General features: G+C 71.8%; 20 protein-coding genes and 1 tRNA gene. 13 read left to right on the top strand and 8 right to left on the bottom strand.

Annotation, left to right across the window (positions count from 1 at the left end):
- Nucleotides 1-30: 30 nt before the first annotated feature.
- Entirely contained in the window at nucleotides 31-366 is a 336-nt protein-coding gene (locus tag LPC08_RS08415; RefSeq protein ID WP_230452250.1) for a DUF1491 family protein, read from the bottom strand.
- 169 nt (nucleotides 367-535) lie between these two features.
- Here LPC08_RS08415 and LPC08_RS08410 point away from each other — a divergent pair, with 169 nt between their 5' ends.
- Nucleotides 536-754: a hypothetical protein gene (locus LPC08_RS08410; protein ID WP_230452249.1), complete on the top strand. Its 219-nt coding sequence runs from the start codon at nucleotides 536-538 to the stop codon at nucleotides 752-754.
- 2 nt (nucleotides 755-756) lie between these two features.
- Here the strand turns inward: LPC08_RS08410 and LPC08_RS08405 are convergent, their stop codons facing one another.
- The gene (locus LPC08_RS08405; RefSeq protein ID WP_230452248.1) at nucleotides 757-1,284 is read right to left on the bottom strand and encodes a cytochrome b; all 528 of its coding nucleotides are present in this window, start codon (nucleotides 1,282-1,284) and stop codon (nucleotides 757-759) included.
- Between the two features lie 14 nt (nucleotides 1,285-1,298).
- Here LPC08_RS08405 and LPC08_RS08400 point away from each other — a divergent pair, with 14 nt between their 5' ends.
- On the top strand, nucleotides 1,299-2,255 hold the full coding sequence (locus tag LPC08_RS08400) for a hypothetical protein (RefSeq protein ID WP_230452247.1): 957 nt from the start codon (nucleotides 1,299-1,301) through the stop codon (nucleotides 2,253-2,255).
- On the opposite strand, the gene LPC08_RS08395 is transcribed toward LPC08_RS08400, so the two are convergent.
- A complete protein-coding gene (locus LPC08_RS08395; protein WP_230452246.1) occupies nucleotides 2,237-3,223 on the bottom strand; it encodes a ketopantoate reductase family protein in 987 nt (328 codons plus the stop codon). The two genes, LPC08_RS08400 and LPC08_RS08395, sit on opposite strands and share 19 nt — an antisense overlap.
- 414 nt (nucleotides 3,224-3,637) lie before the next feature.
- On the opposite strand from LPC08_RS08395, the gene LPC08_RS08390 reads away from it, so the two are divergent.
- From LPC08_RS08390 to LPC08_RS08375, 4 genes are all read left to right on the top strand, one after another.
- On the top strand, nucleotides 3,638-4,234 hold the full coding sequence (locus LPC08_RS08390) for a hypothetical protein (RefSeq protein ID WP_230452245.1): 597 nt from the start codon (nucleotides 3,638-3,640) through the stop codon (nucleotides 4,232-4,234).
- 16 nt (nucleotides 4,235-4,250) lie between these two features.
- Entirely contained in the window at nucleotides 4,251-5,750 is a 1,500-nt protein-coding gene (locus LPC08_RS08385) for a tripartite tricarboxylate transporter permease (RefSeq protein ID WP_230452244.1), read from the top strand.
- 259 nt (nucleotides 5,751-6,009) lie between these two features.
- Entirely contained in the window at nucleotides 6,010-7,440 is a 1,431-nt protein-coding gene (locus LPC08_RS08380) for a mannose-1-phosphate guanylyltransferase/mannose-6-phosphate isomerase (RefSeq protein WP_230452243.1), read from the top strand.
- Nucleotides 7,441-7,554: 114 nt separating this feature from the next.
- Complete coding sequence (locus tag LPC08_RS08375; protein WP_230452242.1) at nucleotides 7,555-9,123, top strand: Na+/H+ antiporter; 1,569 nt, start codon at nucleotides 7,555-7,557, stop codon at nucleotides 9,121-9,123.
- Nucleotides 9,124-9,150: 27 nt separating this feature from the next.
- Here LPC08_RS08375 and LPC08_RS08370 read toward each other — a convergent pair whose 3' ends face one another.
- On the bottom strand, nucleotides 9,151-9,912 hold the full coding sequence (locus LPC08_RS08370; protein WP_230452241.1) for an HpcH/HpaI aldolase family protein: 762 nt from the start codon (nucleotides 9,910-9,912) through the stop codon (nucleotides 9,151-9,153).
- Nucleotides 9,913-10,220: 308 nt separating this feature from the next.
- On the opposite strand from LPC08_RS08370, the gene LPC08_RS08365 reads away from it, so the two are divergent.
- Nucleotides 10,221-11,630: an FAD-binding oxidoreductase gene (locus tag LPC08_RS08365; RefSeq protein ID WP_230452240.1), complete on the top strand. Its 1,410-nt coding sequence runs from the start codon at nucleotides 10,221-10,223 to the stop codon at nucleotides 11,628-11,630.
- 106 nt (nucleotides 11,631-11,736) lie between these two features.
- Nucleotides 11,737-12,960, top strand: coding sequence for an MFS transporter (locus LPC08_RS08360; RefSeq protein ID WP_230452239.1), 1,224 nt, complete (start codon nucleotides 11,737-11,739; stop codon nucleotides 12,958-12,960).
- Nucleotides 12,961-13,407: 447 nt separating this feature from the next.
- On the opposite strand, the gene LPC08_RS08355 is transcribed toward LPC08_RS08360, so the two are convergent.
- Nucleotides 13,408-14,094: an IclR family transcriptional regulator gene (locus tag LPC08_RS08355; protein WP_230452238.1), complete on the bottom strand. Its 687-nt coding sequence runs from the start codon at nucleotides 14,092-14,094 to the stop codon at nucleotides 13,408-13,410.
- Between the two features lie 458 nt (nucleotides 14,095-14,552).
- On the opposite strand from LPC08_RS08355, the gene LPC08_RS08350 reads away from it, so the two are divergent.
- The 4 genes from LPC08_RS08350 to LPC08_RS08335 all read left to right on the top strand — a co-directional run bounded on the left by LPC08_RS08350 (nucleotide 14,553) and on the right by LPC08_RS08335 (nucleotide 22,168).
- Nucleotides 14,553-15,782: an efflux RND transporter periplasmic adaptor subunit gene (locus LPC08_RS08350; protein ID WP_230452237.1), complete on the top strand. Its 1,230-nt coding sequence runs from the start codon at nucleotides 14,553-14,555 to the stop codon at nucleotides 15,780-15,782.
- A 12-nt stretch (nucleotides 15,783-15,794) separates the two neighbouring features.
- Complete coding sequence (locus LPC08_RS08345; protein WP_230452236.1) at nucleotides 15,795-18,965, top strand: efflux RND transporter permease subunit; 3,171 nt, start codon at nucleotides 15,795-15,797, stop codon at nucleotides 18,963-18,965.
- Between the two features lie 69 nt (nucleotides 18,966-19,034).
- Entirely contained in the window at nucleotides 19,035-19,661 is a 627-nt protein-coding gene (locus LPC08_RS08340; protein ID WP_230452235.1) for a glutathione S-transferase family protein, read from the top strand.
- A 170-nt stretch (nucleotides 19,662-19,831) separates the two neighbouring features.
- Nucleotides 19,832-22,168 (top strand): xanthine dehydrogenase family protein molybdopterin-binding subunit, encoded by a 2,337-nt coding sequence (locus tag LPC08_RS08335; RefSeq protein WP_230452234.1) that lies wholly within the window; start codon nucleotides 19,832-19,834, stop codon nucleotides 22,166-22,168.
- A gap of 344 nt (nucleotides 22,169-22,512) precedes the next feature.
- Here the strand turns inward: LPC08_RS08335 and LPC08_RS08330 are convergent, their stop codons facing one another.
- Nucleotides 22,513-23,169 (bottom strand): hypothetical protein, encoded by a 657-nt coding sequence (locus tag LPC08_RS08330; RefSeq protein ID WP_230452233.1) that lies wholly within the window; start codon nucleotides 23,167-23,169, stop codon nucleotides 22,513-22,515.
- Nucleotides 23,170-23,450: 281 nt separating this feature from the next.
- A complete protein-coding gene (locus tag LPC08_RS08325; protein ID WP_230452232.1) occupies nucleotides 23,451-23,897 on the bottom strand; it encodes a GNAT family N-acetyltransferase in 447 nt (148 codons plus the stop codon).
- Between the two features lie 178 nt (nucleotides 23,898-24,075).
- Here LPC08_RS08325 and LPC08_RS08320 point away from each other — a divergent pair, with 178 nt between their 5' ends.
- Nucleotides 24,076-24,564 (top strand): DUF1269 domain-containing protein, encoded by a 489-nt coding sequence (locus LPC08_RS08320; RefSeq protein ID WP_230452231.1) that lies wholly within the window; start codon nucleotides 24,076-24,078, stop codon nucleotides 24,562-24,564.
- 104 nt (nucleotides 24,565-24,668) lie between these two features.
- Here the strand turns inward: LPC08_RS08320 and LPC08_RS08315 are convergent.
- A tRNA-Arg gene (locus LPC08_RS08315) sits at nucleotides 24,669-24,745 on the bottom strand.
- Nucleotides 24,746-24,799 lie beyond the last annotated feature (54 nt).

Below are 24,799 nucleotides of genomic sequence, written 5' to 3'. Positions count from 1 at the left end.
CGATCCGTCAGGAAGGCTTCAGGAACAAGGTTATAGAAGCTTGGCCTCAAACGGCGGGAGAAGGTCCGGGGCCTCGAACTCCAGCACCCAGAGGTCCGGGTCGCGCTTCACCTGCCGCTCGACATAGGCATCGGCGGCCGCCTGATCGACCGGGGCCGGCCCGGTGCCGCGGATCCAGGCAGGCCGGCCGTCGGCGTCCCGGACCTGGGACAGGACGCAGAGCTGCCCGTCCCGTCCCAACAGCACGCAGAGGATGCCGCCGCTATCCGGATCGCCCTTGCGCAGCACCATCCCGGGACGGCCGGCGGAATCGCCCAGCCGCAGGGCCATCGAGGTCCAGATGCCAGCTTTGACACGGGGTTCCATGCCCCTCCCGTGGACCCGGGCCGCCTGCGATGCAAGCCCGCCCCTTGCCCCATGCCGGCCGTCGCGCGAAAGACGCGGCGGAGCGGCGTGCCGTGGGCCCCAGCATGGCCCGCCGGCGCCGGGGCAGAGGGGCGCCGGCTGGCATCGGCGCGACAGGGGAAGAGCATTCATGGCGGGTCCGGAGCGCCGGCTGACCGAGGGACAGCGCGCCTACGAGGCGAAGCGCGCAGCCAAGGCGGGCATGAGCCTGGAGAAGTGGCTGACGTCGAAGGAACGGGAGCGCGCCACGGCCCAGGCCGTGGCCCCTGCCGCCCCGGCCAAGCCGCCGGGCAAGGCCCGCGCGCTGTTCGACCGGCTGATGGAGCGGGCGCAGCGCCCGCTCAAATAGGGCTATCCGGGCAGCATCCGGCGCAGCGTGTCGTCGCGCCGGACCAGATGGTGCCAGAGCGCGGCGCCGGCATGGAGCGCGACCAGCCCGGCGAGGGCCAGCGCCATCCAGCCATGGGCCGCCGACAGGATGGGCGCCCAGGTCTCGTCCCGCCCGATCGGCGAGGGGATGGGAACGAGCCCGAACCAGGTCAGGGGAAAGCCCCAGGCATTCGTGGCCAGGAAGCCCACGACCGGCATGGTCAGCAGCAGCGCGTAGAGGGCTGCGTGGGTCATGTGCGCGGCGAGGCGCAGCACCGCCGCCAGATCCGCCGGCAAGGGCGGCGGCGGGTGGGCCACGCGCCATGCCAGGCGCATCACGGTCAGCACAAAAACCGCAATTCCAATACTTTCGTGGATATTGTAGAGCTTCAGCTTGAATTCTTCATCGGCCGGTTCGGCGCGCGTGATCCAGAGGCCGAGGCTCCCCAGGATCAGCAGCAGTGCCACGGTCAGCCAGTGCAGCAGCCGTGCCGTCGCCGTGTAGCGCATCGGGGCATCCTGGCATGGATCTGATCGCTGCGCATGCGGACTGGTCGGCCGATCCGCGCAAACGTTGGGCCACGCTGGCGCGGCGGCAGGGGGCGGCCTGGCATCTCTCCGCACCCCGGCCGGTGGGAGACCCTTTCCTGCTGGCCGCCGGGCTGATGTCGCACGGGGCGCCGGCGGTGCTGGGCCTGGACCTGCCGCTGGGCCTGCCGCGCGCCTATGCCGCAGGGCTTCCGGAGGCGGACTTCCCGGCCTTCCTGCGCGGCCTGACGGCCCGGCCCGGCTTCTGGTCCGTGGCGGCCACGCTGGAGGCGGTGTCGCGCGACAGCCCCTTCTACCCGGCGCGCGGGGTCCGTGGCATGACGCGGGCGAGCCACGCCGCCGCCCTGGGGCTGGGCGGGCCGGACGGCCTGTCGCGCCTCTGCGACCGGGCCACGGCGGAGCGGCCGGCCGGGGCGCCGCTGTTCTGGACCCTGGGGGCGAACCAGACGGGCAAGGCGGCGATCGGCGCGTGGCGGGACTGGCTGGCGCCCGCGCTGGCGGGCGGCGCGCCCTATGCGCTCTGGCCCTTCGAGGGCGGGGTGCACGCGTTGCTGGCGCCGGGCCGGCTGGTGCTGGCCGAAGTCTATCCCGCGGAGGCGATGCGCCACGTCGGCGTGCGGCTGGCCGGCAGCAAGCGGTCCTGGCCGGCCCGCCGCCAGGCCGCGCCGGCCCTGCACGAGGCGCTGGCCAGGGCCTCGGCCGTGCCGGATGCGGGGCTCGCCGAGGCCATCGAGGCGGGGTTCGGCGCCGATGCCGCCGGGGAGGACCGGCTGGACAGCCTGCTTGGCCTGCTTGGCCTGATCGGCGTGCTGGACGGCCTTCGGCCGGATTTCGTGCCCGAGGACCCCTGGGTGCGGCGCTGGGAGGGGTGGGTGATGGGGCAGACCGCCCTGCCCCGCCCCCTCCCGGGGGCTCAGGCGGCGGGCCGGTAGAGCCCGGCCGATTCCGCCACCTTCCGCACCATCGCGACCAGGAGATCGAGGGTCGGCGTCTCCACCTTCGCCATGCGCGCGAGCTGCAGCGGCACGTTGAGCAGCGCATCGACCTCCATCGGCCGGCCCAGCTCCAGGTCCTGCAGGATGGAGGGCTTGTGGCGGCTGCCGCGGAAGCCCTCGATCGTCGCCATGGTCTCGGCCGGCAGCTCCAGGCCCAGGGCCTTGGTGATGGCCACGCCTTCCCGCGCGATGGCGGAGCGTGCCGCCACGATGGCCGGCTCCTCCAGCGCCGTCAGCAGCGGATGGCGGGTCAGGACGCAGATCGGGCCGCTGGTCAGGTTGCCCAGCAGCTTGGCCCAGATCTCGCGCCGGATGTCGTCCACCACCTTCGAGGTGAATCCGCCGCCGCGCAGCGCCGCCGCGATGCCCTCGGCCTGCGGGCTGGGGCCGCCATCCGGCCGCCCGAGGAAGACGCGGTTATTGGCATGCTCGGTGACGATGACCCCGGGCTCGATCACGGTGCAGGCGGAATAGACGACGCCGCCGACGGTACGCCCCAGGCCCACCGCCGTCCGGACGGCATCGCCGGGGTCCAGTTCCGGCAGCCGGCGTCCCTCCAGGGATCCGCCGTGATGGTCGAAGTACCACCAGGGGATGCCGTTCATGACGAAGGCGACGGCCGTGTCCTCGCGCAGCAGCGGGCCTATCCCCTGCGCCACCTGGGGCAGCGATGGCGCCTTCACCGTCACGATCACCGCATCCTGCGGGCCCAGCGCGGCGGGATCGTCGGAGGCCGCGGGCCGGCAGTGCAGATCTCCGTCCGGGGCACGCACGGTCAGCCCGCGCTCGCGGATCGCCGCGAGCTGCGCGCCGCGCGCCACGACGCTCACCTCCGCGCCGCCCTTCGCCAGGCGGGCGGCCAGGTGCCCGCCGATCGCGCCGGCGCCGTAAATGCAGATCTTCATGCCATCCTCGTCCCTTCACGTCGCCGGCCCGCATCCCGGCACCGCGCCGCGTCGGCCGCCAGGAGGCGCCAGCCGGCGCGGCAGGACAAGTCCGTACCCTGACGATCCGCCATCGGTCCGTTCCATTCCCCGGGAAAGATCGTTGCTTCGGGGGCGCATGGCGAATTTTTCATGGAAACCCCATAAGGCCAAAGCATTGCAAGCCAGTCATCGGAATGAGAGAAGTCACGCGGCCGGGAGGGACGGGGCGTCTCCTGGTTGCCGGTTGCCCCTGATGCCGCGTGGATTGCCGCCGGTCGCACGCCTCGGCCTGCGGCCGCCCGGTCGTCACCACGCGGTGGCAGGGCGTGGACAGGCCGGCTCTTGCCATTTTGCCCGATCGGCTGCCGCGGACGAGTGCGGGGGGAGGGTCAGTTGAAGATTAATGCCAAGGACGTCATCTCGGGGGGGCTGCTCATCGCGCTAGCCGCCATCGGGCTCTGGCTGAACCTCGACCACACGTTGGGATCGGCGCGTCGCATGGGCCCGGGCTACATGCCCATGCTGGTGTTCTGGCTGCTGCTGGCCCTCGGCGCGGTCGTCGTCATAATCGGTCTCAAGAGCGGGCCCGATCCACTGCAGCGCTGGACCAGGATGGAGGTTCTGACCGCGCTTCTGGGCACTGCCACGGGCCTGATTGTCTGGCAGGTGCTGGAGCGGATGGGAATCGGCACGGCCAGCTGGTCGCAGATCGGCTTCGCCTTCCTCGCCGGGCTGCTGGTCCTGGCCATCGCCCCCGGCTGGCGGCCCCTGGCCCTGGTGCATGCGGGTCTCGCCCTGTTCGGGCTGAGCCTGGAGCCGCTTGGCCTGATCATCGCCCTGACGCTGTGCATCGTGGTCGCGGCGCTCTCGGACGAGACGCACACCCCTCTGGGCGTGGTCGGGATGGTGATCTTCCTCTGCGTGCTCTGCTGGTTCGTCTTCATCTACGAGCTGGATATCAGGGTCCCGCTCTGGCCCACCATTTTCTGACCGGCGGAACCGTCCCATGGACCTGATTGCCAATCTGGGCCACGGCTTCGCCGTCGCCCTCTCCCTCGACAACCTCCTCTTCGCCCTCCTCGGCGCGCTGATCGGCACGGCCATCGGCGTGCTGCCCGGCATCGGCCCGGTGGCGACCATCTCGCTGCTGCTGCCGATCACCTTCGGGCAGCCGGCCACCACCGCCATCATCATGCTGGCGGGCATCTACTACGGCGCGCAGTACGGCGGCTCGACCACGGCCATCCTGCTGAACCTGCCGGGCGAGGTCTCCTCGGTCGTCACGACGCTCGAGGGCTACAAGATGGCCCGCAACGGGCGGGCGGGCGCGGCGCTGACCATCGCGGCCGTCGGCTCCTTCTTCGCCGGCTCCGTCGCCACGCTGCTGGTCGCGGCCTCCGGACCGATGCTGACGCAGGTCGCGCTCTCCTTCGGCCCGGCCGACTACTTCTCCCTCATGCTGCTCGGCCTGATCATCTCGGCCGTGCTGGCGCAGGGCTCGGTGGTGAAGTCGATCGCGATGGTGGTGCTGGGCGTGGCGCTCGGCCTGGTCGGCACGGACGTGCAGACCGGCCAGCAGCGCTTCACCTTCGGCATCCCCGAGCTGTCGGACGGCATCGGCTTCGTCTCGATCGCCATGGGCATGTTCGGCATCGCCGAGATCATCCTGAACCTGGAGCGCCCCGAGGCGCGCGAGGTGATGAGCGGCAAGGTCGGCAGCCTGATGCTGACCCGCGAGGAGTTCCGTCGCGCCACCCCGGCCGTGCTGCGCGGGACGCTCGTGGGCTCGGTGCTGGGCATCCTGCCCGGCGGCGGCGCGGCGCTCGCGGCCTTCGGCTCCTACATGATGGAGCGCAAGGTCTCGAAGGGCCGGAACGAGTTCGGCAACGGCGCCATCGAAGGCGTGGCCGGTCCGGAAAGCGCGAACAACGCCGCCGCCCAGACCAGCTTCATCCCGCTGCTGACGCTGGGCATCCCCGCGAACGCCGTGATGGCGCTGATGGTCGGCGCGCTGATCATCCAGGGCATCCAGCCCGGTCCCCGCATGGTCGAGGCCCAGCCGGATCTGTTCTGGGGCCTGATCTGCTCGATGTGGATCGGCAACCTGATGCTGCTGGTCATCAACCTGCCGCTGATCGGCATGTGGGTGAAGCTGCTGCAGGTTCCCTACAAGTACATGTTCCCCTCGATCCTGGTCTTCTGCGCGATCGGCGTGTACTCGCTGAACAACAGCGTCTTCGACGTGTACCAGACGCTGATCTTCGGCATCCTCGGCTACATCTTCTCCAAGCTGAAGATGGAGCCGGCGCCCTTGCTCATCGGCTTCGTGCTGGGCCCGATGATGGAGGAGCACCTGCGCCGCGCCATGCTGCTGTCGCGCGGCGATCCGATCGTCTTCGTGGAGCGCCCGATCTCGGCCGTGCTGCTGGCGATCGGGGCGCTGGCCCTGGGCGCGATGCTGCTGCCCGGCCTGCGCAAGGGCAAGGACAAGGCGCTGGCCGAGTAGGCCCCGGCCTTCCCGTCCGGACGCAACGACAGGCCGCCCCGGGGCTTCCCGGGGCGGCCTTCGTCATTTCCGGGGCCGGCCCCATCCGTTCCGGCGATTTCCCCGGCGCCTGATCTGCTCTAGAGCGGTCCCTGGCCGGGATGGCGGCCGCGGATCGCCTCCTGCTGCGGAAGCAGGCGCGGTCGTAGCGCCGGTCACCGCCCTTCCCTTCCGGCGCCTTCGCCGGTGATCCGCTCCGCCGTTCGAGGACCTGCCTGCCATGACCCCCGCCGAGCCGAAGCTTGTGCCTGTGATTTTGAGCGGGGGGACGGGGACGCGGCTGTGGCCGCTGTCGCGGGAGGGGTATCCGAAGCAGTTCTGGCCGCTGGGGGGCGAGGCGACGATGCTGCAGGCGACGGCGGCGCGGGGCGCGGGGCCCGGGTTTGCGGCGCCGATCGTGGTGGCGTCGGAGCCGCACCGCTTCCTGGTGGCGGAGCAGTTGCGCGAGGCGGGGGTGTCGGGGGCGCGGATCCTGCTGGAGCCGGAGGGGCGCAACTCGGCGCCGGCGATTGCGGCGGCGGCGCTGCTGGCGGCGGAGGAGGACCCGCATGCGGTGCTGTGGGTGATGGCGGCCGACCACGTGATGGAGGACCTCGCGGCGCTGCACGCGGCGGTGGAGCGTGCGGCGCAGGCGGCGCGGGCGGGGGCAATCGTGGCCTTCGGGATGCGGCCGACGGCGCCGGAGACGGGCTATGGCTACATCGAGGCGGGGGCGCCGCTGGAGGGGGTGGCGGGGGTGCAGCGGGTGGCGCGCTTCGTGGAGAAGCCCGACGCGGCGACGGCGCGCGGCTTCCTGGAGAGCGGGCGCTACCTGTGGAACTCGGGCATGTTCGTGGCCAGCGCGGCGACCTGGCTGGCGGAGCTGGAGCGGCTGGAGCCGGAGCTGCTGGCGGCGGTGCGGGCGGCGATGGGGCAGGCGGTGCGCGACCTGGACTTCGTGCGGCTGGGGGCGGAGGCGTTCCGGGCGGCGCCGTCGGTCTCGATCGACTATGCGGTGATGGAGAAGACGCCGCATGCGGCGGTGGTGCCGCTGTCGCTGGAATGGTCGGACGTGGGCTCGTGGGACTCGCTGTGGGCGGTCTCGCCCAAGGACGCGGCGGGCAACGCGACGACGGGTCCGGTGGAGCTGCTGGACGCCCAGGGCTGCTTCGTGCGCTCGGAGGGCATCCTGACCGGGGTGATCGGGCTGACCGACGCGGTGGTGGTGGTGACCGAGGACGCGGTGCTGGCGATGCCGCGGGCGCGGGCGCAGGACGTCAAGAAGCTGGTGGAGCGGCTCAAGGCCCGCGGCGTGCCGCAGGCCACCGAGCACCGCCGCGTCTACCGCCCCTGGGGCCACTACGAGGGGCTGATCCTGGGCAGCCGCTTCCAGGTGAAGAAGATCTCCGTCCGCCCCGGCGCCAAGCTCTCCCTGCAGAAGCACCACCACCGCGCCGAGCACTGGGTGGTGGTCAACGGCACCGCCATCGTCGAGCGCGACGGCGAGCGCGTGCTCCTGCGCGAGAACGAGAGCATCTACCTCCCGCTGGGCTGCGTCCATCGCATGGAAAACCCCGGCATGATCCCCCTCACCCTCATCGAGGTCCAGTCCGGCTCCTACCTCGGCGAGGACGACATCGTCCGCATCGAGGATACCTACGGCCGCGTCTGAGGCCGTGCGGACGCTTCGCACGGCCGGGCCTGGCCGCATGGTGCCCATGACCGTCGGCGCCGCGGCAGGCGGAGCCACCCGCATGGCCGGGACAGCAGGGGGCGACGCCTAGGCATGGTGCTGCTCGACGCCATGCTGCTGCTGCTCGTGGCCTGCATCGGCTGCGCGCTGGTGGCCCGGCTGCTGCACCTGCCCTATGCCGCGGTGCTGGTCGTCGGCGGCATGGTCATCGCGCTGATCCCGGGCCTGCCGCACGTCCGGCTGGATCCGGAGCTGGCCCTGGCCTTCTTCCTGCCGCCCCTGCTGCAGGCCAGTGCCTGGCGGACGGACTGGAACGCCTTCCGCGAGAACCTTCGCCCGATCCTGCTGCTCGCGCTGGGTGCGGTGCTCTTCACCGCCGCCTGCGTCGCCCTGGTGCTGAAGGGCCTGGTGCCGGACCTGCCCTGGCCGGCGGCCGTGGCGCTGGGCGCGCTGGTGGCCCCGCCCGATGCGGTGGCGGCCAGCGCGGTGCTGCAACGGCTGCGCATCCCCGCGCGCATCGTGACGGTGCTGGAGGGTGAGAGCCTCATCAACGACGCCTCCTCCCTCGTGCTCTACCGCGCCGCGCTGGGCGCGCTGGCGGCCGGGGGCGTATCCTGGGGTCAGGCCAGCCTGTCCTTCCTGCTCGTCAGCCTGGGCGGGGTGGCGGTGGGCTGGGCCAGCGGCCGCGCCGCGGCCTGGGTGGTGGCCCGGCTGAACGACACCCTGCTGGAGACCTCCCTCTCCTTCCTCGTCTCCTTCGTCATCTACGCGGCGGCCGAGGCCCTGGGCGTCTCGGGCGTCATCGCCGTGGTGACGGGCGGCTTCGTGGTGGTCCGCCGCGCGCGCGACCGGCTGAGCGCCGAGACCCGGGTGCAGCTGACGGCGGTATGGACCTTCGCCGAGTTCCTCCTGACCAGCTTCGTCTTCATCCTGATGGGGCTCCAGCTGAACGGAATCCTGGACCGGCTGCCGGGGCGGAGCTGGCCGGATCTGCTGGGGCTGACCCTGGCGGTGTCCCTGACGGTCATCCTGGCCCGCTTCCTCTGGGTCTTCCCGACGAACTGGATCCCCCGCAGCCTGCCGCCCCTCGCCCATCATTCGCCCGCGCCGCGCGCCGCGCATGTCACGGTGGTGGCCTGGGCCGGGATGCGCGGCGTGGTGTCGCTGGCGGCCGCGCTGGCCCTGCCGGCCACGATGCCGGAGCGCGAGCTGCTGGTCTTCCTGGCCTTCGGCACCATCCTGGCCACGCTCGTCGTGCAGGGCACGACGCTGGGCTGGCTGATCCGCGCCCTCGACGTCGAGGAGCCGCCGCGCGCCGGCATGCCGCCGGCCGAGGCCATGGCCCGGCGCATCGTGACCCATGCGGAGCGGCAGGCGCTGGAGGAGCGTATCGACAGCCCGATCGACGGTGCCATCGCCCGCGACCTGCTGCCGCCCTACCGGGACATCGAACGGGTATACGACAACGTGGCCAGCGGCGCGTCGCGCGCCGAGCTGACCGCGCGGCTGCAGCTCCGCCTCATGGCCTTGCGGGCCGGGCGGTCGGCGCTGCTGACCTACCACTCGGCGCAGCCGCTGCCGGAGCGGACGCTGACGGCCCTGGCCGGGGAGCTGGACCATGAGGAGCTGCGCCTGCGCCACCTCCTCACGGCCGCGAGCTGAGGCCGGGAGCCGCCCCGCCCGGGGCGGTCAGTCGCCCCGCGCCGCCTGCACCTGCGCCCGCGAGTACAGCAGCATCGAGCCGCTGTCATTGCCCGCCGTGCCGAAGGTGAAGCCCATGTCGAGCATGCGGCGGATGTAGGCGCCGGAGGCGCAGTGGATGCCGATTCCCTGGCCGCGGCTGCGCGTCGCCTTCACCAGGCGTTCGTAATGGCCCAGCATCTCCGGCTCCTCGCGGTCCATGCGCGGCGGCAGGCCCAGCGAGATGCCGAGATCCGACGGGCCGACATAGATCGCATCCACCCCCGGCACGTCGAGGATGGCGTCGAGGTTGTCCAGCGCCTGGCGGGTCTCGATCATGGGGATCACGGCGACGTCGTCGTTCGCCGTCCCGAAATAGGTCCCGGCCTCGCCGTAGATGCCGGCGCGGATGGGGCCGAAGCTGCGGTTGCCGAGCGGCGGGTAGCGGCAGGCGGCGACGAAGGCCTGCGCCTCCTCCGGCGTGTTGATCATGGGACAGATGACGCCCATGGCGCCGGCATCCAGCACCTTGCCGATGATGCCCGGCTCGTTCCACGGCACCCGCACCATCGGCACGACGCCGTGCGGCTGCATGCCCTGAAAGCAGGCCACCATCGAATGGTAGTCCTGCACGCCGTGCTGCATGTCCACGGTCAGGCTGTCGAAGCCGGCCTGGGCCATCACCTCGGCACTGAAGCCGGAGGGGATGGACAGCCACCCGTTGACCGTCCCGCGTCCTGCCTTCCAGGCCTGCTTCACCGCATTGGGCATTCGTTTCCTCCTCATGTCAGGGAACAGCACGCTAGGCCGGAACATCCCGCGCCGGAACCGGCCGCGGCCTGGAATGGCCCGGAAATCAGCCCGCTGCGGGCCCGGCGGCGCGCCGGGCGGCAATGCGTGCGGCGGGGATGCGCCGGCCCGCGCGCCGGTCTAGTCTCGCCGCTCCATCCGCGGTGCCGGGCGCACCGGCCTGGCGGCGCCCCTCCCGCGGGCATCCCGCCGGACGGCCCCTGCCCCGTCCCGCCCTCTCCCGCCGCTCGGCGGGAGCGCCCTCCCTGCGGACATCGGAGCCGCCGAGCATGAACGTCCAGACCCGTCCCGAACCCGCCGTCGCCATGCCGGAGGCCCTGCTCACGGCGCTGCGGGACCTGCTGGGCGACCGGCTTTCCACCCATGCCTCCGTCCGCGAGCAGCACAGCCATGGCGAGGACACCCACCCGCCGGTGATGCCCTCCGCCGTGGCCTTCGCCACCAGCACGGGGGAGGTCTCGGCCATTCTCTCCCTCTGCCACCGGCATGGCGTGCCGGTGACGCCCTTCGGCGCCGGCACCTCGCTGGAAGGGCACGTGACGCCCGTGCGCGGCGGGCTGGTGCTCGACCTCTCGCGCATGGACCGCATCCTGGAGGTCAGCCAGGACGACATGGACTGCCTGATCGAGCCGGGCGTGTCGCGCCACGCGCTGAACGACCACCTGCGCGACCAGGGCCTGTTCTTCCCCGTCGATCCCGGCAGCCACTGCACCATCGGCGGCATGTGCGCGACCCGCGCCTCCGGCACCAACGCCGTGCGCTACGGCACCATCCGCGAGAACGTCATGGGGCTGGAGGTGGTGCTGGCCGATGGCCGCGTCATCAACACCGGCGGGCGGGTGCGCAAGGCGGCGAACGGCTACGACCTGACGCACCTCTTCATCGGCTCCGAGGGCACGCTGGGCGTCATCACGAAGATCCGCCTGCGCCTGCACGGCATCCCGGAGGCGACCAGCGCTGCCGTCTGCCAGTTCGACTCGCTGCGCGGCACGGTGGAGACGGTGATCGCGGTGATGCAGTCGGGCATCCCCGTCGCGCGGATCGAGCTGCTGGACGAGGTGCAGATGGCCGCCTGCATCGCCTACTCCAAGTTGGAAGGCATGCAGCCGCTGCCCACCCTGTTCCTGGAGTTCCACGGCAGCCCGGCCGGCGTCGCGGAGCAGGCGCAGGCGGTGGAGGAGATCGCGACCGCCATGGGCGGCCTGGGCTTCGCCTGGGCCACCGACCAGGAGTCGCGCAACCGCCTGTGGAAGGCGCGGCACGACGGCTACTGGGCGGCGATCGCCAGCAAGCCCGGATCGCGCGGCATCGCCACCGACGTCTGCGTCCCCATCTCGCGACTCGCCGAGGCGCTGCTTGGCGCCAAGGAGGACATCGAGGCCTCGGGCCTCAGCGCCCCCATCGTCGGCCATGCCGGCGACGGCAACTTCCACACCGTGATCCTGGTCGAGCCCGACGATCCGCGCGGGCTGGAGCGCGCCTGGGAGCTGGACCGCAAGATCGTCGCGCGCGGCCTGTCGCTCGGCGGCACCTGCTCCGGCGAGCATGGCGTCGGCATCGGCAAGCGCGAGTTCCTGGAGCAGGAGCACGGCCCGGACGCGCTGGCGGTGATGCGCTCGCTGAAGGCGACGCTGGACCCGAAGGGCATCCTCAACCCGGGTAAGATGTTCCGCGGCTGACCCGGCCGCGGCCGGGCCGTTGCAGGCCCGGCCGGCACCACCTCATCAGAACGACCAGCAGCCGGGACAACCGGCCGGGCCGGAGGGCCCCAGGGAGGAGATCCGCGTGAGCCACGGCGCGAAGGAAGCGTCGGCAGCCTTCGTGCTGCCGCTCGTGGTGCTGGCCATGGGGCATATGCTGTCCAATGCGGTCCGCACCCTGCCCGCCATCGCCGCCGACCTGTTGAGCGCGGATCTGGGCGTCAGCCCGGAGGGGCTGGCGAGCCTGACCGGCGCCTACCACCTCACCTTCGCCGCGGCGCAGGTGCCGGTCGGGGTGGCGCTGGACCGCTACGGGGTGCGGCCGGTCTCGCTCGCCCTGCTGCTGACCGTCTCGCTGGGCGCGGCGATCGCGGCGCTGGCGGGCGGTCCCTGGGGCTTCCTGCTGGCGCAGATCGTGATGGGGCTGGGCAGCGCCGGCATGCTGATCACGCCGATGACGCTCGCGGCCAAGCTGCTGACCCCGGCGCAGTTCGGCCTGTGGTCCGGGCTGATCCAGGGGCTGGGCAACCTCGGCATGCTGCTGACCGCCTCCCCCCTCGCCTGGCTGGTGGAGCAGGCGGGCTGGCGCGCCGGCTTCTGGGCCGCCCTGGCCTTCGGCCTGCTCGTGGCGACGCTGGTCCTGCTGCTGGTGCGCGACCGCCCGACGACGCAGCCCGGCCGCAGCATGACGGGCGATGCGCGCGAAGTGCTGCGGCTCGGGGCCTCCCCGGCGCTGCGCGGGCTGGTGGTCTTCGCCTTCGCCTCCTTCGCCGCCGTGATCGGCGTGCGCGGCCTGTGGGGCGGACCCTGGCTGATGGAGGTGAAGGGCCTCACCCGCCTGGCGGCGGGCAACGTGCTGCTCCTGGGGACGCTGGCGCTGATCGTCGGCCCGGCGCTGGCGGGCGTGCTGGATCGCCGGCTCCATCGGCGCCGGCTGATCCTGGCGCTCGGGCACTTCCTCGCCGCGGGCTTCCTGCTGCTGCTGGTCGCGGGGGGCCCCGGCGGCCCGGCGGGCCCGCTGCCGCCCGCCTGGGACGTGGCGACGCTGGTGCTGTTCGGCCTGGCCATCAGCAGCCAGCCCCTGGCCTTCGCCCTCACCCGCGCCGCCGTGGCGCCGGACCAGGTGGGCAAGGCGCTCTCCGCCGTGAACCTGTCCTTCTTCCTCGGGGCGGCGGTGCTGCAGCCGGCATCCGGGCTGGTTGCCTCCAATTGGGGAATCGGCGCCGCCCTCACCTTCCTGGCCCTGGCGCTGGCAGGCTGTACCCTTGGCTTCCTGCTCCTGACCCGCGGCGCCGGCCGGCCCGCCTGATACGGACACGGCGGAATGCGCCGGTCCGTGCCGGCGTAGAGCCCATGGCCCGGGGGCAAGGCTCTGCCTCGCCCCCGTACCCCCACTCCGCCAGGACCCTGCGGGCCCTGGACCCGATCAGCGCTGCCGCGCGGCAGTCTGTGACGGGGTCGCGGCGCCGAGGAGCATGGCTCCTCGGCGGGTACGGCCGCCGCGCTCGCTGACGCCTGTAACTCTTTTCCAGAGTCCCGCCTGTCCGCGCGCCGTCAGGGCTGAGCCCGGAGGCTCACGGCAGCCCTGTAGCGCCAGACTCCCAGCGGGGACCGGGGCCCGCTTGTGGCCCCGGCAGGGGAGGGTCTGGGACGGGGATCGACGCACGGCTTCGATACCGCAGGCCGGCGTCCCCTCCCGGTCCCCTACCAGAACACCACAGCGCGACAGGTCATCCCACCGTCGGCAAGAGGCTGATCAGCCCGCCAGCCCTGCCCCCAGGGCGTGCGAGACGGACCGGGCGGTGTGGAGGACGAGCGGCCGGAGGCGATCGAGGTCGGAGGTGATCCGCTCCGGCGGGCCGGCGAGGGTGATCGCCCCCCGGATGCTTCCGCCAGGACCGAAGACCGCGGCGGCCAGGACGGAACGCTTGGTTTCCGGGCTTTCGCCGCTTTCCATCAGCTCCGCTTCCGCCACGCCGAGGTCGCCGGCGGGCGGGACCGGGGCGGCGAGGACGCGGCCGGTCACCCCCTGGCCGAGCGGCACCCGGTCGGCGCCGACCTCGTCCCTGTCCTCGATGCCTGCGGGAACGCGAAGCAGGCGAACCCGCATATCCCCGTCCCGGATCCAGTAGGAGGCCTGCTCCCCGGAGGCGGAGCCGAGCTGCTCCAGGGCCGGGCGGACGATGGCCGGGACGTCCAGGCCACGCTCGTAGACCTGCCCCCAGTGCTGCAGCATCGGGCCCAGGGCCCAGTAGCCGTCGGACAGGCGCAGAACGCAGCGGTTCCGCTCCAGCGAGGCGAGCAGGCGAAGGATCGTGCTCTTGTACAGGCCGGTGCGGCGGTGAAGCTCCCGCAGCGGCAGCGGGCCGTCCCCGATCCGCCAGGCCTGCAGGATCAGCAGGGCGCGATCGACCGCCGCGACGCCAGTGGCTTCCGGCCTCATCGCCCGCCACCACCTTCTACATCATACATCCATCGGGTCCCCGGGAGCAGCATGATGGCCAGCCTCCCGTTCGGCATGGCCGGGGCGTGCCAGCTATCCATGGCCCTCTTCTTTCCTGCGGCGCGGAGCTACCGGCGCGATAACGCGCTCGTGATGAACCCTCCTTTCGCCGGCCGCCCGGTGTCAATTCGATTCATCGGCCGGGGCCGTGAAATCTTTGTTCCGATGCCATGCATGATCGATCCGGCCCGGCGGAATGCCGGGCCCGCCATCCCGTTCCGCAGAGCAGGGCCGCTTGACCGCCTCCGGTTCCCTGCCCCATCTCTCTCATCCGACGGAGCCATCAGCAGCAACCGCAGGAGGTGGGCTTCCCCCTGGAAGGTGGTTCCCCATGCTCGGCCTCGCGGCAGGCACCGTCCAGCGGTCCACACCACGCGGCTTGGCCTGGAGGCAGGATTATGAAAAAGGGACTTGCCCTGGCCATCCTGGGGGCCACGCTGGGCTCGGTGATGCCCCTTCCCCCGGCCTGGGCCCAGATGGGGAACCAGGGCCCGCCAGCCGTCACCGCCACCCAGGTGAATCCGCGCCCCGTGACGGAGAGCACGGAGTTCGTCGGCCGCATCGAAGCGGTCGAGCGGGTGGATATCCGCGCCCGCGTCACCGGCACCATCGAGCAGCGCCCGTTCACCGAAGGCCGCGAGGTGAAGCGGGGCGACATCCTCTACCGCCTTGAGCGCGCGCCCTTCGAGGCCGACCTCGCCCGCTCCCGCGCCACCGTGGCCTCCGCCGAGGCGGAGCTGACCAATGCCAGGGTGAGCCTGCAACGGGCGCAGGAGCTGGTCCGCACCAACGCCGGCACCCGCGTCTCCCTCGACAATGCGGTGGCGCAGGAGCGGACGGCCGCGGCCCAGCTTCTGGGCGCGCAGGCCGCAGTGCGGACGAGCGAGATCAACCTCGGCTACACCGAGATCGCCTCGCCCATCGACGGCAAGATCGGCCGCACCAACTTCACGGTCGGCAACGTGGTCGGGCCGGATTCGGGGGCGCTGGCGACCATCGTCTCGGTCGACCCGATGCGCGTCTCCTTCCCCATCAGCACCCGCCAGGCGCTGGAGCTGCGGGACCGCTACGCCGACCGCGGGGGGGCCCGCGCGGTGGAGGTCCGGGTGCGCCTGGGCGACGGCCGGATCTACGGCCAGGTCGGGCGGATCGAGTTCATCGACAACCAGATCGACCGCAACACCGACACGATCCTGGTGCGGGCCCTGCTGCCGAACCCGCTCCGTTCCGGTGCCACCGTGACCGGCGCCGACCGGGACCTCATCGACGGGCAGTTCGTGAACGTGCTGGTCCAGGGCGTGGAGCCGGTGCAGGCCATCGTGCTGCCCCGTTCCGCCGTGCTGCAGGACCAGCAGGGCGCCTATGTCTTCATCGTGGACGGCGAGAGCAAGGCGCAGCGGCGCAACATCCGCCTCGGCCGCAGCCTCGGCGGCGACGTGGTGGTGGAAGGCGGGCTGGAGCCCGGCACACGCGTCGTCACCGAGGGTATCCAGCGTGTGCGTGTGGGGCAGCCGGTGAACGCGGCCCCGCCGGCCCAGGCCCCCGGTGCGGCCCCCGGCGCGGCACCCGGTGCCACCCCCGGCGCCGCGCCGGGCGGCGGCCGGACCGCCCCGGCCGGGCGTGGCTGAGCCGGACGCGCCATGATCTCCGCCATCTTCGTTGATCGCCCGCGGCTGGCGATCGTCATCTCCATCGTGATCACCATCGCGGGGCTGATCTCCCTCACCCGCATCCCGGTCGCGCAGTTCCCCAACATCGTGCCGCCCCAGGTCTCGGTCAGCGCCCGCTACCCCGGCGCCAACGCCGCCGTGCTGGAATCCACGGTGGGCCAGGTGCTCGAGGCACAGATCAACGGCGTCGAGAACATGATCTACATGTCCTCGCGCTCGGCCAATGACGGCACCTACTCGCTGAACGTGTCCTTCACCCTGGGCACCAACGCGGACATCAACACCGTCAACGTCAACAACCGGGTCCAGGCCGCGCTCGCCCGGCTGCCGCAGGAGGTGCAGCGCGCCGGCGTGACCGTGCGCAAGCAGTCCTCCTCCGTGCTGCTCTTCGGCATGCTCTACTCGAGCAGCGGCGAGCAGGACCCGCTGTTCCTGTCGAACTACTTCACCATCAACATGCTCGACACCCTCGCCCGCGTGCCGGGCGTGGGCCAGGTCAGCCTGTTCGGCGCGCAGGACTACTCCATGCGCATCTGGTTCGAGGTGGACCGGCTGATCTCGCTGAACCTGACCCCCTCGGACGTGGTCACCGCCGTCCAGGGACAGAACGTGCAGGCGGCGGTGGGCCGGCTGGGCGGCCGCCCGGCGCCGGACGACCAGGCCTTCCAGATGAACCTGGAGACCAAGGGGCGGCTGAGCAGCCCGGAGGAATTCGGCGCCATCATCATCCGCGCCAATCCCGACGGCTCGCTGCTGCGGGTGCGCGACGTGGCGCGGATCGAGCTGGGCGCCCAGAGCATGGAGACGGAGAACCGCTACAACGGCCAGCCCTCCGTCGCCTTCGGCGTCTACCTGGCGCCCGGCGCCAATGCCGTGAACGTGTCCGCCGCCTTCCACCAGCGGCTGGACGAGCTGCGGCAGCGCTTCCCCCAGGGCGTGGATGCCAGCGTCTTCTACGACAGCACGGACTTCGTGAACGACACGATCCACGAGGTCATCAAGACGCTGGGCGAGGCCTTCGTCCTGGTGGTCGTGGTGGTGTTCGTCTTCCTCGGCTCCTGGCGCGCCACCATCGTGCCGACCATCGCGGTGCCGGTCAGCCTGATCGGCGCCTTCGTCGTGCTGCTGGGGCTGGGCTACTCCGCCAACACCGTCTCCCTGCTCGCCATGGTGCTGGCCATCGGCATCGTGGTCGACGACGCGATCGTGGTGGTGGAGAACGTCGAGCGCGTGATGGAGGAGCACCCGCAGCTCAGCCCCGCCGACGCCACCAAGCAGGCGATGCGCGAGATCACCGCGCCGATCATCGCCATCACCCTGGTGCTGCTCTCGGTCTTCGTCCCGATCGCCTTCATCCCCGGCCTGTCGGGCGAGCTGTTCCGGCAGTTCGCGGTGACCATCTCCGCCTCGATGCTGATCTCGGCGCTGAACGCGCTGACCCTGTCCCCCGCCCTCTGCGCCCTGCTACTGCGGCCGCATCCGGATGCGGCGCATGGCGGCGGCCGGCGCGGGATCATGGGGCGGGTGCTGCGCGGCATCGACTGGACCCGCGACCGCTATGCCGGGGTGGTATCCCGGCTGGTGCGCCTCGCCATCCTCTCCGTGCTGATCGTCGGGGGTGTCGGCGCCGGCATCTGGCAGCTCAGCCGGATGACCCCGACCGGCTTCCTCCCCGCCGAGGACCAGGGCGCCTTCTTCATCCAGGCGCAGCTGCCGCCGGCCGCCAGCGTCTCCCGCACGCGCGAGGTGGTGCGGCAGATCGAGGACATCGTCCGCACCAACGACGCCGTGCTCGGCACGCTGAGCATCGTCGGCTTCTCCCTGATCGACGGCGGCGCGCAGTCCAACTCGGCCTTCGTCGTGGTGCGCATGAAGCCCTTCGCCGACCGGGCCGGGGTGCAGAACAGCGTGCAGACCGCCATCGGCCGGGTCTTCGGCCAGACCCAGGTCATCCGCACCGCGAACATCTTCGCCTTCAACGTGCCGCCGATCCAGGGGCTCGGCACGGGCGGCGGCTTCGAGTACATCCTGCAGGACTACGAGGGCCGGTCGGTGGAGGACCTTGCCGCCACCGCCATGGGCATGATCGCGGCCGGCAACAGCGACCCGCGGCTGACCCAAGTCTTCACGACCTTCTCGGCCAACACGCCGAGCCTCTATCTCGAGGTGGACCGCGACAAGGCGCAGACGCTGGGCGTGCCGATCAGCGCCATCTTCACCGCGCTGCAGACCACGCTGGGCGGCTTCTACGTCAACGACTTCAACCTGTTCGGCCGCACCTGGCAGGTGAACCTGCAGGCGGAGTTCCAGGACCGGCGCGCGCTGGAGGATGTCTGGCGCATCCATGTCCGCAACACGCGCGGCGAGATGGTGCCGCTGCGCGCCTTCGCCGACGTGCGCACGGTGCTCGGGCCGCAGACCATCTTCCGCTACAACAACCTGCGCGCCATCTCGATCAGCGGCGCGCCCAGGCCGGGCGTCTCCTCGGGCGAGGCGCTGCAGGCGATGGAGGAGCTGTCGCGCACCACCCTGCCCAGCGGCTACGGCTTCGAATGGACCGGCACCGCCTATCAGGAGAAGCTGGCCTCCGGGCAGACGGCGATCATCCTGGCGCTCGCGCTGCTCTTCGCCTTCCTCTTCCTGGTGGCGCTCTACGAAAGCTGGACCATCCCGGTCCCGGTGCTGCTTTCCGTCTCCGTCGCGGTGGCGGGCGCCTTCCTGGGGGTGATGCTCTCCGGCCTGTCGCTCGACATCTATGCCCAGATCGGCCTTGTGGTGCTGATCGCCCTGGCGGCGAAGAACGGCATCCTGATCGTCGAGTTCGCCAAGGAGGCACGGGAGCGCGGCATGCCGATCCGGGAGGCGGCGATCGAGGGCGCAAGGCTGCGCTTCCGCGCGGTGATGATGACCTCCATCGCCTTCGTGCTCGGCCTGGTGCCGCTGGTGATCGCGACCGGCGCCGCCGCCGCCTCGCGCCGCGCCGTCGGCACCCCCGTCTTCTGGGGCATGATCGCGGCCTCCGCCCTGGGCATCTTCGTCATCCCGATGCTCTACGTGACCTTCCAGCGCGTGCGGGAGACGGTGAAGGACAAGATCGGCTATCACGACCAGGGCCCGCGCAAGGGCGATCCGGCGGCCTGAGGCCACCGGGGGACGGCAGGAGCGACGACGGAAGGCCGGCGGGAAGCCGGCCCGGCAGGGGAGGCAGGCATGATCCTGATCGGCCAGTTCGATTCGCCCTTCGTCCGGCGCGTCGGCATCGCCCTCCGCCTCTACGGGCTGGACGTCGAGCATCGGCCCTGGTCCACCTTCGGGGATGCCGACCGGCTGGCGGCCTTCAACCCGCTGCGCCGCGTGCCGACCCTGGTGCTGGAGGATGGCGAGGTGCTGCTGGAGAGCGGCGCCATCCTCGACCACCTGGACGAGACGGTCGGCCCCGGGCGGGCGCTGATCGCCCGGGCCGGTCCGGAGCGTCGCCGCGACCTCCGGCGCTGCGCCCTGGCCACCGGGCTGGCCGACAAGGCGGTGAGCCTGGTCTACGAGCGGGTGCTGCACGATCCGCCCTCCGAGGCCTGGATCACCCGTTGCCGCGCCCAGATCACCGACGTGCTGGCGGTGCTGGAAGCGGAGAGGGCCACCTGCCCGGCCCCGTTCTGGCGGGGCGATTCGCCGGGCCATGCGGATATCGCCCTGGCCTGCGTCCTGCGTTTCCTGGGGGAGGCGCAGGCCGGCACGCCCGCCTTCGCCCCGGGCCCCGCCCTCTCCGCCCACGCGGCGCGCTGCGAGGCGCTGGACGCCTTCCGCGCCGTGCAGCAGACCTTCGTCCCGCCGCGCTGAAGGCCCCCGCGCGCCGCGACGTCACGCGGGCCGGCCCGCATCCGGCGCGGCCCGTCGCACCCTTCGCGGCCGTGGGCGCCGGCCATCCGCCCACCCTTGAGGCGCAGCCCCCTTCCCGGCCCAGGCCGCTTGGCCGATGATGCCGCCAGAACACCCGGAGGAACGAGACGATGGCGAAGTTCGGCCTCAGCCAGCCCTTGCGCCGGATCGAGGACCCCCGCCTGCTGGTGGGTGGCGGTCGCTATACCGATGACCTGGCGGTGCAGGGAGCCGCGGTCGGGGCCCTGCTGCGCAGCCCGCACGCCCATGCCCGCATCCTGTCCATCGACACCGCGGCGGCGACGTCGCTGCCGGGGGTTCTGGGCATCTACACGGCCGAGGACCTGAAGGCCGACGGGATCGGCATCATCCCCTGCGTCGCCGTGCTGAAGAACCGCGACGGCTCGACCCAGGCCATGGGCCCGCGCGGCCTGCTGGCGGAGGGGGTGGTGCGCCACGTCGGCGACCCGGTGGCCTTCATCGTCGCCGAGAGCCTGGAGGCGGCCAAGGATGCCGCCGAGGCGGTGATGGTGGACTATGACGTCCTGCCCGCCGTGACCGACCTCGCCACCGCCACCGACCCGGGACAGCCGCAGGTCTGGGAGGAAGCGGCGAACAACACCGTCTTCGACTGGGAGGCGGGGGAGAAGGCGAAGGCCGACGCGCTGTTCGAGAAGGCGGCGCACGTCACCACCCTGACGGTGGTGAACAACCGCATCGTCGTGTCCAGCATGGAGGGACGCGCCGCGCTCGCCTCCTACGACGCGGCGGAGGGGAAGTTCACCCTGCATGCCGGCACGCAGGGCTCCTGGCACGTGAAGGACATGCTGGCGGAGCATGTCTTCAAGCTGCCGCCCGAGAAGTTCCGCGTCGTCACCCACGACGTGGGCGGCGGCTTCGGCATGAAGCTGTTCCTCTACGTCGAGTATGCGCTGGTCTGCTACGCCGCCCGCAAGCTGGGCCGCGCGGTGAAGTGGACCTCGGAGCGGACGGAGGCGTTCCTGTCGGACACGCACGGCCGCGACAACATCACGCGCGGCGAGCTGGCGCTGGACAAGGACGGGAAGTTCCTGGCGCTGCGCACGCACAACGTCGCCGGGATGGGTGCCTACCTCTCCAACTTCGCGCCCTTCATCCCGACCGGCGCGGGCACCAAGGTTCTTGCCAGCGTCTACGACTTCCAGGCGATCCACGCGCATGTCATCGGCGTCTTCACCCACACCACGCCGGTCGACGCCTATCGTGGCGCGGGGCGGCCGGAGAGCAACTACCTGGTCGAGCGGCTGATCGACGCCGCGGCGCGGGAGATGGGGATCGACCGGATCGAGCTGCGCCGTCGCAACATGGTCCCGCCCAGCGCCATGCCCTACACCACCGCGATCGGCCAGAAGTACGACAGCGGCGACTTCCGACTGGTGCTGGATTCGGCGCTGGAGCGCATCGACTGGGCGGGCTTCCCCGCGCGCCGCGCCGAGGCGGAGAAGCGCGGCAAGCGTCGCGGCATCGGCCTCGCCTACTACCTGGAGGCGACGGGCGGCGCGCCGAGCGAACGGGCGGAGGTGCGCTTCGCGTCTGACGGCATGGTCGAGGTGCTGGTGGGCACCCAGTCCACCGGCCAGGGGCATGAGACGGCCTATGCCATGATCACGGCGAGCGAGCTTGGCATCCCGATCGAGAAGATCCGTGTGCTGCAGGGCGATTCCGACGAGATCCCCACCGGCGGCGGCACCGGCGGCGCCCGGTCCCTCTATTCCGAGGGCACGGCGCTGCTCGCCACCACCACCACGGTGCTGGAGCGCGGCAAGCAGGCGGCGAGCGAGGCGCTGGAGGCGGCGCCGGCGGATATCGAGTTCGAAGCCGCAGGCCCCGGCGGCGGCCGCTTCGCCATCGCCGGCACGGACCGCGCCATCGGCATCCTGGAGCTGGCCCAGCGCCAGCGCGAGGCCAAGGCGCGGGGCGAGGATGCCACCACCCTTGATGCCGCCGAGGTCGCGAAGGTCCCCTTCGGCACCTTCCCCAACGGCTGCCACATCGCCGAGGTGGAGGTGGACCCGGACACCGGCATCACCGAGGTCAAGCGCTACCTGGTGATGGACGATGTCGGCCATGCGCTGAACCCGCTGATCGTCCGCGGGCAGGTGCATGGCGGCGTGGCGCAGGGCATTGGCCAGGCGATCCATGAGCGCACCGCCTACGACCCGGAGAGCGGCCAGCTGCTCTCCGCCTCCTTCATGGACTACGCCCTGCCGCGGGCGGAGGACCTGCCGGAGATCGAGGTGGACCTGATCGCCGTCCCCTGCGCCACCAACCCGCTGGGGGTGAAGGGCGCCGGCGAGGCGGGAGCGGTCGGCTCGCCGCCCGCCGTGATGAACGCACTGGTCGATGCCCTGGCCCCGGTCGGCGTGACGCATCTGGACATGCCGGCGACGCCCGAGGTGGTCTGGAAGGCACTGGCCCAGGCTGCCTGAGGCGACTCGCAGGGGGAGCGTGTTCCCGCTCCCCCCTTATCGCCACCGAGGGACCGGCGAGGTTGCGGGAACCGGCGGGCGAGGCCGGAGGCATTCCGCCCGGCGTGGCGCGGGTCATTGGTTTCCTACTCAACCAAATCCTGGGACCGGACAGGAAGTTTCCTTGGAAACCAGATGGGGCGATGGCGTTGGTGCAGCGACGCCAGGGCAGTGGCATCGTGCGGCACAAGTCCGGGTTCCGGCCGCCGCCAGCATGCCGGCACCAGCCCGGCCAGCCGCCACCCAGCGCGGCCAGGGAGCTGACCGGCGACGGCGGGCTCCCTGCCCGCGCCGCCCGGCGGCGGCTACGGGAAGACCAGTTGGGACAGGCCGCAGGTATCGACGTCCCGGCGTTGCTCGCTCGCCCCGCCGTCATAGACCACCCGGACATCGTAGCGGCACTCGCCCAGCGGCAGGCGGACGGCATGGCTCCGGCCGGGCGGCAGGATCGTCGCGCCGAGCAGGTCGGGTCCCCAGTCGGCGCGGCTGGCCGGGGTCGCATAGATCTCGCGGATGTCCCGGCGGGACCGGTTCAGCAGGTTGAAGGAAGGGTTCCCCTCGCGGCCCATGGCGCTCGGCGCCGTCACCCTGGCCCCCACCCCGGGGGCCCCCACCCCGGGGCCCGTTGCCGGCTCGCTCCCGGCGCCGAAGGCGATGCTGCGGAGGCGGCAGGTATCCAGTCCCCGCCGCTCCTCCGCCGCGCCGCTGGCGGTCACGATACGGATGTCGTGGACGCACTCGCCCTGGAAGGGGATGCGCACCAGGTGGCTGCGTCCGGGCGGGATGACCTCGCTGCCCAGCCGGTCGTGGCCCCAACTGCGCTCGCTGGACGGGGAGGCGTAGACCTCATGGATGGGCTGCCCGGTCCGGTTGACCAGGGTGAAGCTCGGATCCTGGGCCCAGGCGGTCCCGGGACCGAGGAGGCCCAGCAGGAGGGCAGGAATCAGGCGCCGCGGCAGCATCCACCCTTCTTTCCACGCCTCGCCCGCCCTGGAAAGCCAGGCCCTGTCACGTCAACCGCCGGGCATCCGTCCCCCCTGGGCGATGCAGGCCTGGATCAACTGGCCGCGCTCGCCGCGGTTCCGCGACAAGGTACCGGGGGGATGGCGCCGCTCGACCTCTCGCCGGCAGCGCTCCTCAAGGCTCTCCGCACCGGCCTCTCCGCGCCGCCGGTCGGGTTCCCGCTCCGCCGCCAGGACCGGCCATGCCAGGCCCAGGGCCAACAGGGCCAGAGCTGCGCGCCTCATTCGTCCTCCCCCTCCACCAGCCGCTTGCGCAGGAAATGCCGGGAATGGCCCGGCGGATACCCCCGGATCGTGCCGACGATCTCGTAGCCCTGCCTGAGGTAGAATCCCGGGGCCTGGAAGCTGAAGGTATCCAGCCAGGCGCCGACGCACCCTCGCCGCAGCGCCTCCTCCTCCGCCTGCCGCAGCAGCGCCGTGCCAAGGCCGCGGCCGCGATGGGGATCGGGAACCACCAGCAGCTCCACGAAGAGCCAGCTCCAGCCGGTGCGGCCCCACAGCCCGCCCTGGATCATCCCCTCCTCGTCCCGCAACAGCACCGCCAGGGGCCGCATCTGAGGCGGGCCGGCCTGCTCCAGGTTGAAGGCCATCAGCGGCGCCAGCACCGCATCCCGGGCTTCCGGCGGCGCGGCATCCGTGAGTTCCAGGGTCAGGTCGCGATCGGGCATGGCCCCATACTGAGCGACAGCGGTGCGCCGGTCACCCTGCAGCCGTCACAAGCGCTTGAGACATGGCGGCCGACAATGAAGGCGGCTGACACAGTGCTGCGACGCGCGCTCCCTTGTTCGGTCCCGACGCCGCCCTAGACTCCTGGTGGCGTCGACGCGCCAACCACAGGAGCGCCCCATGGCAGACCTCGTCATCATCGCCTACCCGAATGAGCAGACGGCCGAGACCGCGCGGCAGAAGCTGCTGACGCTGCAGAAGGAGTACCTGATCGAGCTGGGCGACGCCGTCGTGGCGGTGCGCAGCCCGGACGGCAACATCAAGCTGAACCAGCTGATCAACACCACGGCGGCCGGCACGGCATCGGGCGCGCTCTGGGGGACCCTGGTGGGGCTGCTGTTCCTGAACCCCCTGCTCGGTGCCGCGGTCGGTGCCGGGGCCGGGGCGCTGAGCGGCTACTTCACCGATATCGGAATCGACGACAAGTTCCTGAAGGACGCGGCCAGCGCCCTGCCGCCGGGCGGCGCCGCGCTCTGCGTGCTGTTCCGCAAGGTGACGGCGGATAAGGTCGTGCCCGCCATGGCGGAGTTCGGCGGCACCGTGCTGCGCACCAACCTGACCGAGGAGCAGGAGAAGCGCCTGCGGGACGCGCTGAAGGCCGGCACCTGAACCATCCCCGGCCCCGGTCAGCCGGGGCCGGACCCTGGACGGCAAAACGCCAAAGGCCCGGCGATGGCCGGGCCTTGGGGTGGTGCAGCAATGTCGGGGAGACCTGGCGCGCCCGGGAGGATTCGAACCCCCAACCTCCAGATCCGTAGTCTGGCGCTCTATCCAGTTGAGCTACGGGCGCTTGCCGGTGGCGGCGAGATATCCGAGGTGACGGGGGGACGCAAGCCCACCGTCA

It is taken from the genome of Roseomonas sp. OT10, assembly GCF_020991085.1.
In the GTDB taxonomy this organism is placed as follows: Bacteria; Pseudomonadota; Alphaproteobacteria; order Acetobacterales; family Acetobacteraceae; genus Roseomonas; species Roseomonas cutis.
Note: the sequence above shows the minus strand (reverse complement) of the source record. Positions and strands in the feature narration are given on the sequence as shown.